This is a genomic window from Protofrankia symbiont of Coriaria myrtifolia, from assembly GCF_900634755.1.
In the GTDB taxonomy this organism is placed as follows: domain Bacteria; phylum Actinomycetota; class Actinomycetes; order Frankiales; family Frankiaceae; genus Protofrankia; species Protofrankia coriariae.
Genome location: NZ_CAAAFS010000324.1, coordinates 1 through 14004, shown reverse-complemented (window position 1 = coordinate 14004; position 14004 = coordinate 1). Strand labels below are relative to the sequence as shown.

Annotated in this window: 12 protein-coding genes; 8 read left to right on the top strand and 4 right to left on the bottom strand. The window is 70.0% G+C overall.

Features of this window, described 5'->3' with window-relative positions; genetic code table 11:
• The first annotated feature begins 431 nt into the window (after positions 1 to 431).
• Positions 432 to 1586 (top strand): extracellular solute-binding protein, encoded by a 1155-nt coding sequence (locus CM1CMNOD_RS19060; RefSeq protein ID WP_237702873.1) that lies wholly within the window; start codon positions 432 to 434, stop codon positions 1584 to 1586.
• A 487-nt stretch (positions 1587 to 2073) separates the two neighbouring features.
• Complete coding sequence (locus tag CM1CMNOD_RS19055; RefSeq protein ID WP_043607222.1) at positions 2074 to 3423, top strand: transcriptional regulator; 1350 nt, start codon at positions 2074 to 2076, stop codon at positions 3421 to 3423.
• A 134-nt stretch (positions 3424 to 3557) separates the two neighbouring features.
• Here CM1CMNOD_RS19055 and CM1CMNOD_RS24535 read toward each other — a convergent pair whose 3' ends face one another.
• From CM1CMNOD_RS24535 to CM1CMNOD_RS19045, 3 genes are read right to left on the bottom strand one after another with little or no spacing between them, the layout of a single operon-like run.
• Positions 3558 to 3956: a YgfZ/GcvT domain-containing protein gene (locus CM1CMNOD_RS24535; protein WP_242625468.1), complete on the bottom strand. Its 399-nt coding sequence runs from the start codon at positions 3954 to 3956 to the stop codon at positions 3558 to 3560.
• Positions 3905 to 4855: a hypothetical protein gene (locus CM1CMNOD_RS19050; RefSeq protein ID WP_242625467.1), complete on the bottom strand. Its 951-nt coding sequence runs from the start codon at positions 4853 to 4855 to the stop codon at positions 3905 to 3907. Before CM1CMNOD_RS19050 ends, CM1CMNOD_RS24535 begins: the two co-directional genes overlap by 52 nt.
• Positions 4856 to 4862: 7 nt before the next feature.
• Positions 4863 to 5414, bottom strand: a complete 552-nt coding sequence (locus CM1CMNOD_RS19045) for a Fur family transcriptional regulator (RefSeq protein ID WP_013875216.1) — start codon at positions 5412 to 5414, stop codon at positions 4863 to 4865.
• 776 nt (positions 5415 to 6190) lie between these two features.
• Here CM1CMNOD_RS19045 and CM1CMNOD_RS19040 point away from each other — a divergent pair.
• A complete protein-coding gene (locus tag CM1CMNOD_RS19040; protein ID WP_013875215.1) occupies positions 6191 to 6928 on the top strand; it encodes a phosphoglyceromutase in 738 nt (245 codons plus the stop codon).
• A gap of 134 nt (positions 6929 to 7062) precedes the next feature.
• On the opposite strand, the gene phoU is transcribed toward CM1CMNOD_RS19040, so the two are convergent.
• On the bottom strand, positions 7063 to 7704 hold the full coding sequence (gene phoU, locus CM1CMNOD_RS19035; RefSeq protein WP_013875214.1) for a phosphate signaling complex protein PhoU: 642 nt from the start codon (positions 7702 to 7704) through the stop codon (positions 7063 to 7065).
• 766 nt (positions 7705 to 8470) lie between these two features.
• Between phoU and CM1CMNOD_RS19030 the strand changes: the two genes are divergently transcribed.
• The 5 genes from CM1CMNOD_RS19030 to CM1CMNOD_RS19010 all read left to right on the top strand — a co-directional run bounded on the left by CM1CMNOD_RS19030 (position 8471) and on the right by CM1CMNOD_RS19010 (position 14002).
• The gene (locus CM1CMNOD_RS19030; protein WP_131796751.1) at positions 8471 to 9640 is read left to right on the top strand and encodes a sensor histidine kinase; all 1170 of its coding nucleotides are present in this window, start codon (positions 8471 to 8473) and stop codon (positions 9638 to 9640) included.
• A gap of 86 nt (positions 9641 to 9726) precedes the next feature.
• Positions 9727 to 10407, top strand: a complete 681-nt coding sequence (locus CM1CMNOD_RS19025) for a response regulator transcription factor (RefSeq protein ID WP_013875212.1) — start codon at positions 9727 to 9729, stop codon at positions 10405 to 10407.
• A gap of 457 nt (positions 10408 to 10864) precedes the next feature.
• Positions 10865 to 11986 carry a Ppx/GppA phosphatase family protein gene (locus tag CM1CMNOD_RS19020; RefSeq protein ID WP_013875211.1) on the top strand — a complete coding sequence of 374 codons (1122 nt, stop codon included), beginning with the start codon at positions 10865 to 10867 and terminating at the stop codon, positions 11984 to 11986.
• A gap of 123 nt (positions 11987 to 12109) precedes the next feature.
• Complete coding sequence (locus CM1CMNOD_RS19015) at positions 12110 to 13087, top strand: sugar phosphate isomerase/epimerase family protein (RefSeq protein ID WP_013875210.1); 978 nt, start codon at positions 12110 to 12112, stop codon at positions 13085 to 13087.
• Between the two features lie 150 nt (positions 13088 to 13237).
• Positions 13238 to 14002 (top strand): class I SAM-dependent methyltransferase, encoded by a 765-nt coding sequence (locus CM1CMNOD_RS19010; RefSeq protein WP_013875209.1) that lies wholly within the window; start codon positions 13238 to 13240, stop codon positions 14000 to 14002.
• Positions 14003 to 14004 lie beyond the last annotated feature (2 nt).

Below are 14004 nucleotides of genomic sequence, written 5' to 3'. Positions count from 1 at the left end.
GCGCGGCCGGTGGCCGGGAGGCGGGAATCGACAACGGAAATGCGGCCCACGGGCCCGCGAGCCGCATTTCCGTTGTCGATTCCCGCCTCCCGGCCACCGGCCGCGCCGAGTATCGCGAAATCGACCGTGCTCATTCCGGTCCGCTGTCGGCCGGCCGCCGGAGTCATCGGCGGTACCGGCCTCGGCACCAGTGTCAGAACCGGCGGCGTCGGGGCGTGAAAGCCTGAAAGGAAGAAAATTGAACCGGATTCCGCGGGCGACACGGTTCGTCGCCGTCGCCGCCGTATGCACGATCGCCGCGTGTGGGGTGGGCGGTTCCGGCGGCTCGTCGCCGACGGCCGGCCTCCGTCCGCCGGGCCGCCGTGGCCGTGACCGACGCGAACGGGGCCACGGCGTCGCTCCAGTGCGCCATGAGGGTCAGGACGCTGCGGATGATCGTCAGTGGCCCGCTCGCCGACACCGCGAAGGCGGCCAGGGCGCACATGGAAAAGGCCCATCCCGGCCTGACCGTCGACATCACGTCCGCCGCGACCAGCTATTCCCAGATCGTCCAGCAGATCGGCGCCGACGCGGCCGCCGGGCGCAGCACGGACCTCGCGGTGGCCGGGCTCGACCTGCTGGCCACCTTCGTCGAACGGCTCGACGCCCAGGAGGTGTCGCCGCGGTCGCTGCGCGCCTCCTACGACCAGCGGTTCGCCACGCTGGGCACGGTGGGGGGCAGGCAGCTGTTCGTCGTCCCGCAGCAGGTCTCCGTGCCCGTCCTGCTCTACAACGCCGACATGCTCGCCCAGGCCGGGGTGGACCCGAGGTCGCTGAAGGACACCACCGGTCTGCTTGCCGCCGCCGAAAAGATCAAACAGGCCCTGCCCGGCGTCCAGCCGGTCGACCTGCCGACTTCGGACCAGTTCGGGCAGTGGTTCTTCAACACCATCGCGGGGTCGAAGGGCGCGAGCATCCAGAACGCCGTGGGGCAGCCGGACTTCACCAGCGCCGCGGCGCGTGACACCGCGAGCTTCCTGGCCAGGGTGGGCGGTTATGGGCCCCAGTCGAACACGCCGGCCGACGCCATGGTCCGCTTCGCCCTCAACCGGAAGTCCGCGATCGTGGGCGCGAGCATCAGCTCGGTGGTGCCGGGGCTGCAGACCATCGAACGCCAGGGCAAGGGCGCGTTCCCGCTCGGCGTGGCGCCGCTTCCCGTCCTGCCGGGTGGAACGCAGCATCCGGTGGCCAGCGGGAACGGTCTCGTGATGCTGGCCACCGACCGTTGCCAGTACGAGATGGCCACCGAGCTGATGATGGCGATGCTCGCGCCGGACATGGTGGCCGCCGGGGTGACGACGCTGAGCTATCTGCCGGTCGACATCGAGGCCGCGAACCGGCTGGTGTCGTTGTACCAGCGGTATCCGCAGGTCGTGCCCTTCAACGCGCTGATCGATTCGATCGTCCGCGCGCCGTACTGGTCCGGGCCGCGCGGCGGTGAGGTGCCTGTCCTCGCGTCCGAGGCGGTCGCGAGGATCATGATGGGCGCGAATCCGACGACCACGCTGACCGAACTGCAGAAGCAGGCGGAGGCGTTCCTTATGTGATCATCGATCACCTGGCCGGTGATCATCGGGTCGGTGGTCGCTCGGTCTGCGGCCGCCGTGAGGCCGTTGTTCGTCGGGGGCGCTCGCCTTTGCCGCCGCTTCGCTCCCGTTCTGTTCACAGTTCTATTTCTTTCTGTATTCATTAAATTTTTTTACAAAATTGAAAGCGGAGAGTAGGCGGCTTGGGACGCTCCGTGTGATCTCGCTGTGGTACGGCCTCTTGTGGGGCGCGCGACCGGCGGTAGCATGATGGCAGGATCTTGCTGAACAGCAAGCGGATGAGCAGTCAATGACCTGTGCGGGATTTTGTGCGGTGCATTCGCGGCCATCGCGTGAGCACGCGTGCAATCGGTGTTAAACGGTGCGTGCTGTTGTCCTCCTGTGGCCTTTTGCGCACGCATCGCTTCCTGTTTGTCACTGTGTCGCGAAGATGTCACCACATAGCGTCGTTAGCTGCTCACCAGATGCGACTCGAAGGAGACAGATGATGTCGACCGAGGGTGCCGGCGCCTGCGCTCACCCGCTCGCGTTCGTCCGGGCGCAGCGTGGCTGGTCCTATCAGCGACTGGCCCGGGTGGTGGCGCGCCGCGCACGCGACCTGGGTGTGGCCAACATGGCGGCGGAGCGTCAGAAGGTCTGGCGCTGGGAACACCGGGGCGTCGTACCCGACCGGGTCTCCCAGCTCGCCCTTGCCGCTGAGCTGGGGGTCTCGGCCGAGAAGGTCGAGTCCCATCCCTGGCCCGCCTGGCTGCCGACCGGTGACGTCGTACGTACCGACTACCCGTGGAACAGCGCAGGCAGTGTGACGTCCATGATCGATGTTGTCGAAGGCGCCCTCACCGACCGTCGAGGGTTCCTCACCATCACCGGAGCGGGTGTGGCGAGCCTGGCCAACGAGTGGCTCAACCTGGAGCCCACCCGGCTCGTCGCCGCCCTGGACGGCGGTCGGGTGGACGAACAGGTGGTCCACCGCATCGAGCACAACATCCCGGGGTTACGACTGATGGACGACCGGCTCGGCGGGGAGGGCGTCCGGCGGCTTGTCGACGCCGAGCTGCGAGTGGTCACCGAACTGCTCGCCAAGGGCTCGTACACGGAAAAGATCGGGGCGAGTCTCCAACTGCTCGCCGCCGAACTCGCCCGGATCGCCGGGTGGGCATCGTTCGACGCTGGCTACCACACGAGCGCACAACGTTACTGGATCGCGGCCCTGCATGCCGCCCACGCCGCCGGGGACCGGCTGGTCGGCGCGAACATCATGAAGAACATGTCACTGCAGTGCGTCGACTTCGCCCATCCCAAGGAAGCCCTCGAACTGGCGGAAGCGGCCGTGGCGAGCAGCGGCGGCATCAGCGGACGCGTCGGCGCGATGCTCCAGATGAGGCTGGCCCGGGCGCACGCGGCACTGGGCGATCAGGCCGGATGCTTCCGCGCGCTGGCCCAGGCCGAAACGGCGGCCGACCGCTCCAGCCCGCAGGATCCGGCCTGGGCGGGCATCTTCGACGAGGGGTTCCACGCGGCCCAGCTCGGGATCTGCTACATCGATCTCGGTCAGTTGCCGCAGGCGGACCGGTGGCTGACGCACGCCCTCAAGGTGCACCCGGTCGCCCGCGCCCGTGACCACGCGACATACCTGCTCCGTCGCGCGGCCGTGCAGATCGACCTGGGCAACATCGACCACGGGTGTGCGCTCGTCCGGGAGGCGACGCCGTTCCTGGAGGCCACCCGCTCGCAGCGCAACGCGCGGCGGGCGGAGGAGGTCCGGCGCTCCCTGCGCCGGCACGCGGCGCATCCGGAGGCCCGCGAGGTGGATCAGCTCCTCGCTCGTCCCACCTGATCGTGTTCTGTCGTCTCGTCCCAGCTGGGTGGCGGCCGCCCCCACCGGAGCGGCCGCCACGGGGCGACATACGGAGGCGATGTGTGGGGACGATGTGTGGGGACGACGTATGGGGGCGGCCTGTCCGGCCCGGGTCAGCCGACGAGACGGCCGGCCGGGCGAGTCGGCTGGTCGGGCCCGCTCGCCGGCTCCACGGATGCCGCGACCTCACCCGTCTCCGGGTCGATGACGACCAGGGCGGTGTCGTCGGGCACGGTCCGTTTGACGATTGCCAGCGCGATCGGGCCGAGTTCCGCGTGCACGACGGACGTGCCCACGAACCCGACCGTCCGGCCGCCGCCGCTCACCGGGGCGCCTCGGGCGACCGTCGTGCCGTCCAGATGCAGCAGAACCATGCGTCGGGGTGGGCGGCCCAGGTTGTGCACGCGGGCAACCGTCTCCTGACCGCGGTAGCAGCCCTTGTCGAGATGGACGGCGGTGGTCAGCCAGCCGACCTCGTGCGGGATCGTCCGATGGTCGGTCTCCGCGCCCAGGCGAGGGCGGCGGTCAGCGACCCGTGCCGCCTCGAACGCGCCGACACCAGCGAGGGACGCGCCCGCGGCGACGAGCCGTTCGACCGTCCCGCGCAGCGCCCGGCGCGGGACGAGCAGGTCGAGGCCGTCGGACATCGCCCGGACGAGGATGTCGTACCCGTCCGGATCCTCCTGGCCGCCCGCACCGCCGCCGGCCACCGGGCCGTCCGTCGCGGGGGTGCCGGCCACGGGGGTGCCGGCCGGACGAGCGCCCGGGCAAGCGGGTACGGGCCCCGGGCCAGCAGGTCACCGTCGTAACCCACCGTCACATCGCGGCGGGCAGGCCGGTGGAGCGGAGGGTCGAGCGGAGCGAACGCGCTGGCCACGACGTCCACGGCGGCCGGGCCGAGGACCGACAGCACGGCGTGGTCGGCGTGGACGTCGACCGGTTCGACCCGCAGCAGGAAACGCATCGACTCCAGATAGGCGAGCAACGCGGTGCTGGTGCCCGGTTCGACGTCGAGCCAGGTGGCCGTCCCGTCGTCGGCGATCATCAGATGGTGCTCGACATGACCGTGCGGGGAGAGCACCAGCGCCTCGCTGCCCCGCATGGCCGGCAGCGCGGCGAGATGCTGGGAGGTGATGCTGTGCAGCCAGGACAGCCGGTCCACGCCGGTGATGCGCAGCACTCCGCGGTGCGAACGGTCGACGACCACCGCGCCGTGCTCGCCGACGCGTTGCTCGCGCAGCGGATCCCCGTAGTGGTCAGCGACCCCGAGGTCGGCTCCGGCGGCGGGCACGGCACCGGCGACGGCCAGCAATGGTGAGCGGTAGCGGGAGCCGTCGTCCGGGCTGCCGGGGCTGCCGGGCTCGGGCGGCCGGGTGCCGGTTGCGGGCGGGGCGATGGAGTCGGCGGTCATGGCCTGTTCAACCGGAACCCGAGCCCGCGCAGTCCCCGCACCGGCCGGCAAGCGCGACATGGCTGACGTCCACGGAGAAGTCGAAGTCGTCGCGCAGCCGGGTGACGAGGTCGGCCAGTACGTTCGAGGGGATCTCCTGTACCGCGCCGCAGCCGCCGCACACCAGGTGGACGTGCTCGGCGAGGCCGGCCGCGTGATAGGTCGGCGCGCCGTGGCTGAGATGCGCGTGCGAGACGAGATCGAGCTCCTCGAGAAGGTCCAGGGTGCGGTACACCGTTGAGATGTTGACCCCGCCCGCGGTACGGCGGACCTCCGTGACGATCTCCTCAGGGGTGGCGTGGCCGAGCCGGGTGACCGCTTCGAGAACAAGCTGACGTTGTGGGGTGAGACGGTAGCCGCGGGAACGCAGCTGTGTCTGCCAGGCGTCGTCCCCCGCCGGCCCCGCGGCCGGTGAGCCTGGGGCCTGGGCCTTCGGCGGCACAGCGGAAACCGGCGCGGTGCCGGGCGCGGCGTCGCGCCGCTGCCGGCTCTCCCGGCCTCCCGCGACGTCCACCGCCATGGGAACAAGTTTAGGCCGTGCCCGATGGATCTTCGATCGCGCGGACGGTGGTCTTGCCGTGCCACTGTCGCGACTGACTAGGGCTGTAGCTGAAAGTTATATATATGTTACTTTTTGCCGTCGCGAAGTCGTCGGCGACGCCCCGACGGTTGGTGGGGAAAAGCGGTTGCCGAGCCCGCCCCGTCCCCGTAGCGTTGTCCGTACACAGGAAGGGAGGTGGTCCAGTTTTGTGTGATAAACGGACTCGTGAGGTGACTGTCCGCTAGCCGGTCTCGTGGTCCTCACCCCTGCCGGGTGACCTGCGGGCACCGGCACCGGCGAGAACCAGGCAGGCACCGGACCTCCGGGCGTCGTCGCTGGTCCCGACGGCCCGTCGTCCCTTCTATGGGCGATGGAAACGCCCGGAGGTCTCTTTGTCTCCAGCCGTTTTGTCTCTAGCCGGGCAAGCAAGAACGTCACGTAGCGGCCGCGGTGGCAGCACGCGGTCACCGGCGGTGGACGCTTCTGGTATCTGATCGATGACTCGAACCAGAACGCCTGGGCGATCTATGCCGGTATCGGCCATCCCAGGGCCACCGACTGACACCCAGGTTGACAGCCAGGACGGCGGACGAGGGCGGACGCCAGCGGGCCGGGCGGCCAGGGCCGGGGGTACCGGTGTGGGGCGGTGAAGGGCTGGGCGTCGCGGTCGGAGCGGCCCTGAAAAGGGTCCCGGGCGGGTGCGCCACGGGCGATCCAGCCGCATCGCGGCGGCGGGTTGCGGCAGGATCGAAGTCATGCCGACGCTCGTTCTGCTCCGCCACGGCGAGAGCACGTGGAACCGAGAAAACCTGTTCACCGGCTGGGTGGATGTCGACCTTTCCGACAAGGGCCGCCAGGAGGCGGCCCGCGGCGGTGAACTGCTGCGTGACGCGGGTGTGCTCCCGGACATGGTGCACACGTCGTTGCTGCTGCGCGCGATCCGCACCGCCTGGATCGCGCTCGACACGGCCGGCCGGACATGGATCCCCGTGCACCGCTCCTGGCGCCTGAACGAACGGCACTACGGCGGCCTGCAGGGGCTGAACAAGGCCGAGACCCTGGCCGAGTACGGCGAGGAGAAGTTCACGCTGTGGCGCCGTTCCTATGACACCCCACCGCCGCCCATCGGCCCCAACCAGGTCAGTGGTGTGGACGAGCGCTACGCCGACCTGCCGCCGGACCTCGTCCCGACGACCGAGTGCCTCAAGGACGTGGTGACCCGGATACTGCCGTACTGGTACGACGCGATCGTGCCGGACCTGCGGCGCGGGAGGACCGTGCTCGTCGCCGCCCACGGCAACTCGCTGCGTGCCCTGGTCAAGCACCTGGACGGCATCAGCGACAGCGACATCGCCGCCCTGAACATCCCCACCGGCATCCCCCTGCGCTACGAACTGGACGACGACCTGCGCGTCCTGGCCTCGTCCTACCTGGACCCGGAGGAAGCGGCCAGAGCCGCCGCCGCCGTAGCCGCCCAGGGCAGGAAGAAGTAACGAACGCCGCCCCCGGGCGAGCCCCCGTGGTGCCGAACGGAGCGGTGACGTGGGAAACGTGGGCCCAGCCGGGGGCGCAAACCACGCCACCGCTCCATTCGCGCAGCCGTCGGGCTTTGCGGGGCGGCGGCTGCTCAGACGCGTTTGCCGGTGACCAGGTAGATCACACGATGGGCTACTGAGACGGCGTGGTCGGCGTAGCGCTCGTAGTAGCGGCCGCACAGGGTGATGTCGATCGCGGCCTCCATGCCGTAGGTCCATTCCGTTTCCAGCAGCACATGGAAGAGCCTGCGGTGCAGGGCGTCCATGGAGTCGTCGTCGCTTTCCAGCTCCTTGGCCAGGGCCGTGTCGTGGCCTGCGATGACCGACCCCGCCTTGGCGACGATGCGCTGCGCGACCTGGCCCATCTCCAGCAGGGTCGAGTGCAGCTCCGGTGGGACGGCGCGGCCGGGGTAGCGCCGGCGGGCCACCTTGGCGACGTGCAGCGCGAGATCGCCCATGCGTTCGAGGTCAGCCACGATACGCAGCGTGGTGACCATGGTCCGCAGGTCGGTGGCGACCGGTTGCTGGCGCGCCATTATGTCGAAGGATCGCTCCTCGATTTCGTTACGTAGCAGGTCCACGGTCTCGTCGGCCGTGATCACACCCTCGGCGAGTTGCAGATCGGCGTCGAGAAGCGCGGTTGTCGCTCGCGCCATTGCTGAAGCGACCAGGTTGGTCATCTCGACGAGTGAGGAGTTGATGCTCTCGAGCTCGTCGTGGAAGGCGTCCCGCACGGACGGCTCCTTCGTGTCTGTAGCGGTTGTCAGCCCATCGGATCACAACAGGGTGAGACGGGGACGGCTGGCAGGACGCGATCATGTTTTTTCGCACTGCCGGAAGCCGCGGATCCCCGTGGTCACTGGAACAGCGGCCGCATCCCCGGTCTGCCGGGGTGGCGACCATGCGCGTGCCGGCTCCCGGCGTTGCGAGCCGGCGTCGGCTGTCCGTGGGAAAGCCGCCGTTTCGACCTTCGGCGCGTCACACGGTGCGGGCGAACAGCGATTGCTCCTGGACATATGACCCCGAACGCCGCGCATACCCTGTCGCGATCAACGATGGTCGGCGGTGCTCGCCCCACGGTGAACACATTCTGTTGGCCGGGTGAACTCCTGACGACTATCGGCGCGGGTTGGGCGGATACGTCCACAGTCCACCTACCATTCGGCCGTGGGCGAGGGCGAGTGCAAGCGGGATGCAGGCTTCGGTCTTCCCGGTTTCGGGCCCTCCGGTTTCGGCCGTTCCGGCTTCTCCGGCTTCGGGCTCTTCGGTGGCGGAGCCAACCCGGATGCCGCCGGCCCCACGCCGCGCACCGGCCGGGCGGGTTCCGCGGCCCGTCCCGGCCCGCGACCGGTCTCGGCCCAGACACCGCCGGCCCAGACGCCGTCGGGTTCGGCATCGTCGGGTTCGGCGGGCTCGGTACCGCCGGCGCAGATACCGCCGGGCCGAGGTGCGTCCACGATCCGGGCAGGTGACAGTACCGTTGTGTCCCCGCGGCGGCGGATCCGCGATGCCGCGGCCGCGAACCCGCCGACCGCCACGCGCGCGGCGCTGCCCTCGCGGCTCGTCCGGCGCCTTGTCGACGGCCTGCCCTCCGGGCTGATCGTTCTGGACGCCGACGGCGTGGTGGTCCTGGCCAACCCGGCGGCCCACGCCATGGGGGTGATCGTCGACAGCCGTCTGGACCTGGTCGAGCTCAGCGACCTGGCCGCCCGCACCCGCGGCGACGGCGTCGACCGTGACCGGCAGCTCGACCTGCCACCCCGCCCCGAACCGCCGCTGACCCGGCCCCGTCCCGACCAGGAGGCGTTCGCCGTACGCGCTCGCACCTCGCGGCTGGACTCGGACGGCCATGTCGCCGTTATCCTCGACGATCTCACCGAGGCCCGCCGGGTGGAGGCGGTCCGCCGGGACTTCGTGGCGAACGTCAGTCACGAGCTGAAGACCCCGGTTGGCGCGCTGCACGTGTTGGCCGAAGCCGTCGCCGCGGCCAGTGACGATCCGGCGGCCGTCCGCCGGTTCGCCTCCCGGATGACGCACGAGTCCGCCCGGCTGGCCCGTCTCGTGCAGGAGATCATCGATCTGTCCCGGCTGCAGGGCGCGGACCCGCAGCCGGATCCCCGGCCGGTGCAGGTGTCGGTGGTGCTGGCCGAGGCGCTCGACCGCACCCGGCTGGCCGCCGCCGCCCAGGAGATCACCGTCGCGGTGATCGGCGACAGCGACTTCGTGGTCAGCGGAGACGAGGGGCAGCTGGTCACAGCGCTGGCGAACCTGCTGGACAACGCGGTCACCTACTCCCCGCCGGGGACCCGCGTCGTCGTCGGGGTCCGACGCGCCGGCGACACCGTGGAGCTCTCGGTTGCAGACGAGGGCATCGGCATCGCCGAGAAGGACCTGGAGCGGGTCTTCGAGCGCTTCTACCGGGCGGACCCGGCGCGTTCCCGCACGACCGGCGGCACCGGGCTGGGCCTGGCGATCGTGAAGCATGTCGCGACGAACCACGGGGGAAGTGTGAGCGTGTGGAGCTCCGAGGGGGCCGGGTCGACGTTCACGATCAGACTGCCGCTGCTGCTGGCCGACGCTGATACCGAGATCGATACCGACGTCGAGATCGATACTGACGTCGAGCGCGGACGTGACAACGACGATGGACGACTGACGGATGACGACTGACCGACGGACGACCGACGCCTGACTGACGCCTGACTGACGCCTGACTGACGGACGGATGACGGACGGATGACGAAGGAGTGTGACGCGTGACCCGCCTGCTGGTCGTGGAGGACGAGGAGTCGTTCTCGGACGCGTTGTCGTTCATGCTGGAACGGGAGGGTTTCGACGTCGCGGTGGCCGCCGACGGGCTGGCCGCGCTGACCGAGTTCGAGCGGCACGGCGCCGATCTCGTCCTGTTGGACCTGATGCTGCCGGGCCTGTCCGGTACGGAGGTCTGCCGGGCGCTGCGGCAGCGGTCGACCGTCCCGGTGATCATGTTAACAGCCCGCGACAGCGAGATAGACAAGGTCGTCGGCCTGGAACTCGGCGCGGACGACTACGTCACCAAGCCGTTCTCCGCCCGTGAGCTGGTCGCCCGTATCCGCGCGGTGCTGCGCCGCCGCGGTGAGATCGACGAACGCGTCACGGCGACGCTGGAGGCCGGTCCGGTGCGGATGGACGTCGAACGCCATGTCGTCACGGTCGCCGGCGCCTCCGTCCCACTGCCGCTGAAGGAGTTCGAGCTGCTGGAGATGTTCCTGCGCAACGCCGGCCGGGTCCTCACCCGCGGTCAGCTGATCGACCGCGTCTGGGGGTCGGACTACGTCGGGGACACCAAGACCCTCGACGTCCACGTCAAGCGTCTGCGTACCAAGATCGAGGGCGAGCCCGGGAACCCGCGCCACCTGGTGACCGTCCGGGGTCTGGGGTACAAGTTCGAGCCCTGACACCGGTGGCCTCTTCGCATCTTCGCCTCTCCGGTGATACGGCTGTGATCTTTCCGTGACGATTCCGATCCTCTGATCGGCGTTCCGGCCTGACAGCGGCGATCACTTGTGTACGTTGGTCAGGTGAGGGCTCCGCCCGGCCGGGTCGCTGTGCGTACCTGATCACTGTCATGGTGGTTCGCCGTCGCTGTCATGGTGGTCCGCCGGGCGCGTTGTCCGCCGGCTGCCGGTACTGGTCTGGTTCGCTGGATGCCGGTGCCGGCCGGCCGTGGCCGGCTCGATGCACGACCGGGAGTGGATGCGTGAAGTTTGGCCACGCGACGAGGGGGACGCACACCCTCCGCCCGCTGTCCGATTTTCCCGATGTTTCCGTCCTGCTCGATCTGACCGATCTGGATGGTCCGGCCGGTCCGGCTGGTCCGGTCGGGTTGCCGGTTGCCGTGCGGGTGAGCTGCCAGTGTGTCCGATGTCACTGAAGCCCGTGTCCGAGGCCGCCGCCGTCGAGATCCCCGCCGCCACCCGGCCCGGGGCCGGTGAGCCGCCCGTGACGCTGCCCGCGCCGGCCTCCTTCGACGGTGGCCAGCAGCCCCCGCCCCATCATGATCATGCTGTCCCGCACGTCGCCGTCCCGCCGGTCACCGGCCGGATGCGCCTCGGCGTGATCGACATCGGCTCGAACACCGTGCACCTGCTGGTGGTGGACGCCCATGTCGGTGGCCAGCCGCTGCCGGCCGCCAGCGCGAAGGTCCCGCTGCGGCTGGTCGAACTTCTCGACGGTGACGGAGCCCTCTCCGCCGAGGGTGAGCGGATCCTGACCGACTGCATCATCGACATGAGCGCGCGCGCCGACGAGCTCGGCGTGGACGATCTTGTGGTGTTCGCCACTTCTGCGCTGCGGGACGCTACCAACAGTGAGGATGTCCTGGCTCGCCTGCGGGCCGCCAGCGGGGTCGCGCTCGCGGTCCTGCCAGGGCAGGACGAGGCCCGGCTGACCTTCCTGGCGGTGCGGCGCTGGTTCGGCTGGAGTGCCGGCCGGCTGCTCGCGCTCGACATCGGCGGCGGCTCCCTGGAGATCGCGGCCGGGATGCACGAGGACCCCGATGTCGTGTCCTCCCTGCCGTTGGGGGCCAGCCGACTCACCCGGGACTGGTTCACCAACGACCCGCCGAAACGCTCCGAGGTGACGGCCCTGCGGCGCTACGTCCGGGCGCACATCGCCCCGGTCGTCTCCAGGCTGTACGTGGTCGGCGAGCCCACCAGGGCGGTGGCGACGTCGAAGACCTTCCGGTCGCTGGCCCGGATCGCCGGCGCGGAGCCCTACAGCCGCGGCCCGTACGTCCGCCGGGTCCTGCGCCGGGACGCGTTGCGCGAGATATCCGCGCGGCTGTGCCGGCTGTCCGCCGCCGAACGGTGTGATCTGCCCGGGGTGTCGGCCGACCGCGCGGGCCAGTTGGCCGCCGGGTCCGTGGTCGCCGACGAAGCCCTCGACCTGCTGAACCTGGACGAGGTCGAGATCTGCCCGTGGGCGCTGCGGGAGGGCGTCATCCTGCGCAGGCTGGACTGGCTGACCTCTGCGTGATCTTCAAATGATCTTCACGTGATCCCCGCCCGATCCCCGTACGGTCGCTCCCGGTATCCGGGCTGATACCTCGCTGTTCCGAGTCAGGCGTCGATCGCCGCACACAGGCACTACTCTGGAGGGATGTCCGAGGCGCAGACCCCAGCGCCGCGGCTCGGGGACGCCGAGGTCGCGGACAACCGTGGCGCAGGTTTGTGGCAGCCGACAGCGGATTCCGCTGGTCCGCCCCCTGACACCGGGTACCCGACCTTGCTCACGCCGCGTGGCGGTGGGCGTGCCATCGCACGGGTGCCCTCGGCCAGGGTGGCGCTGTCGACCGCGTCGACGTATCCGGAGTCGACGGCAGCAGCTTTCGAGATGGCCACCCGGCTTGGCTACGACGGCGTAGAGATCATGGTGTGGACGGATCCGGTGAGTCAGGATCCGGAAGCCCTGCGGCGGCTTTCCGACTATCACGGCATCCCGATCCTGGCGATCCACTCCCCGTGCCTGCTGCTCACCCAGCGAGTCTGGGGAGTCGAGCCGTGGGCGAAGCTGCAACGGGCCCGCACCGTCGCGGAGACGCTGCGGGCACCGACCGTCGTCGTCCACCCGCCGTTTCGTTGGCAGCGTGACTACGCCCGCGACTTCGTCGAGGGCATCGAACGGATGGCGAACGAGACGGACATCCGCTTCGCCGTCGAGAACATGTTCCCGTTGCGGGCCCGCGGGCGGGAGGTGTCCGCGTACGCGCCGGACTGGTCGCCCGTGGGTGACGACTACCGGCACGTCACCCTGGACCTGTCGCACACCAGCGTGTCCCGCTCCGACGCGCTCGCCATGGCCGACGAGTTGGGCGATCGGCTGGTCCACGTGCACATGGCCGACGGGATCGGCCTGGCCAAGGACGAGCACCTGGTGCCCGGCCGCGGCAACCAGCCATGCGCCGACCTGCTGGAACGGCTCGCGGCTCGGGGCTTCGACGGGACGGTCGTCGTGGAGATCAACACTCGCCGCGCGGAATCCCGGGCGCAGCGGGAGGCCGACCTCGCCGAGGCCCTGGCGTTCACCCGCCTCAACCTCGCGGCCGCCCCCGTCACCGCGGCCGGCCGCCTGCCCTGACGTTACGGTTACGGTCCGGGGCGCCGCTGGTCCGGGTGCTGTCGTCGGGCCGGTCGGCGATACCGGCGAAGTACCGGAGGCAGGAAGTACCGGGGACAAACAGCGACGAACAGCCGTATCCATCCCGCGTGACGGTGTCACCATGCGGTAATGAGCGCCAGATCGCTTTTCGACCCGATGGTGGACGCCTACGACGCCGCCCGGCCATCCTATCCCGATCAGCTGTTCAAGGATCTGGAATGGCTGGCCGGACGTGAGCTGGCCGGCGCGGACATCCTCGAGGTCGGTGCCGGAACGGGTATAGCCACCCGTGACCTGCTCGCGCGCGGCGCCCGGGTGATCCCGGTGGACCACAGCTCGGTCATGCTCGGCCGACTGCGGGAACGCACCCCCGAGATCGGCGTGGTACGCGCCGACGGTGAGGCGCTGCCGTTCTCCGGCGCAGTGGCGGACCTCGTCTGCTACGCCCAGGCGTGGCACTGGGTACGGGTGCCGGTGGCCGCGGCCGAGGCAGCACGGGTGCTGCGTCCCGGCGGCGCGCTCGCGGTCTGGTGGAACGACGTCGACGGCGAGGACCTACGCTGGTGGGAGCGTCAACAGCGGCGTCTGGAGGCGATGAGCCCCGGCTACCGGCGCGACTACCGCACCCGCCCCTGGGCGGACGAACTGCGCTGGACGGGCCTGTTCACCGAGGTTGTGATGGTTTCCGGCCGCTGGAGCCGGACGCTCCCGCTGGACCGGTACGAGCTGTGGCTGCGCTCGAAGTCGTACGTCCAGGCGATCGGGGACCGGCTGGAGGACTTCCTGGACGCCGAGCGGCGCTCCCTGCTGAAGGCTTTCCCCGACGGCCTGATCACCGAGCCCTTCCACACGATCCTGACCGTGGCCCGCATACCACCCTCCACCCCGTCATAAGC

Excerpts from the sequence above, each read along its gene's own strand:
- CM1CMNOD_RS19040 (WP_013875215.1), top strand. The coding sequence starts at position 6,191 with ATGCCGACGCTCGTTCTGCTCCGCCACGGCGAGAGCACGTGGAACCGA.
- CM1CMNOD_RS19045 (WP_013875216.1), bottom strand. The coding sequence starts at position 5,414 with ATGGCGGTGGACGTCGCGGGAGGCCGGGAGAGCCGGCAGCGGCGCGAC.
- CM1CMNOD_RS19015 (WP_013875210.1), top strand. The coding sequence starts at position 12,110 with ATGTCCGAGGCGCAGACCCCAGCGCCGCGGCTCGGGGACGCCGAGGTC.
- CM1CMNOD_RS19050 (WP_242625467.1), bottom strand. The coding sequence starts at position 4,855 with ATGACCGCCGACTCCATCGCCCCGCCCGCAACCGGCACCCGGCCGCCC.
- CM1CMNOD_RS19055 (WP_043607222.1), top strand. The coding sequence starts at position 2,074 with ATGTCGACCGAGGGTGCCGGCGCCTGCGCTCACCCGCTCGCGTTCGTC.
- CM1CMNOD_RS19010 (WP_013875209.1), top strand. The coding sequence starts at position 13,238 with ATGAGCGCCAGATCGCTTTTCGACCCGATGGTGGACGCCTACGACGCC.
- CM1CMNOD_RS19060 (WP_237702873.1), top strand. The coding sequence starts at position 432 with ATGATCGTCAGTGGCCCGCTCGCCGACACCGCGAAGGCGGCCAGGGCG.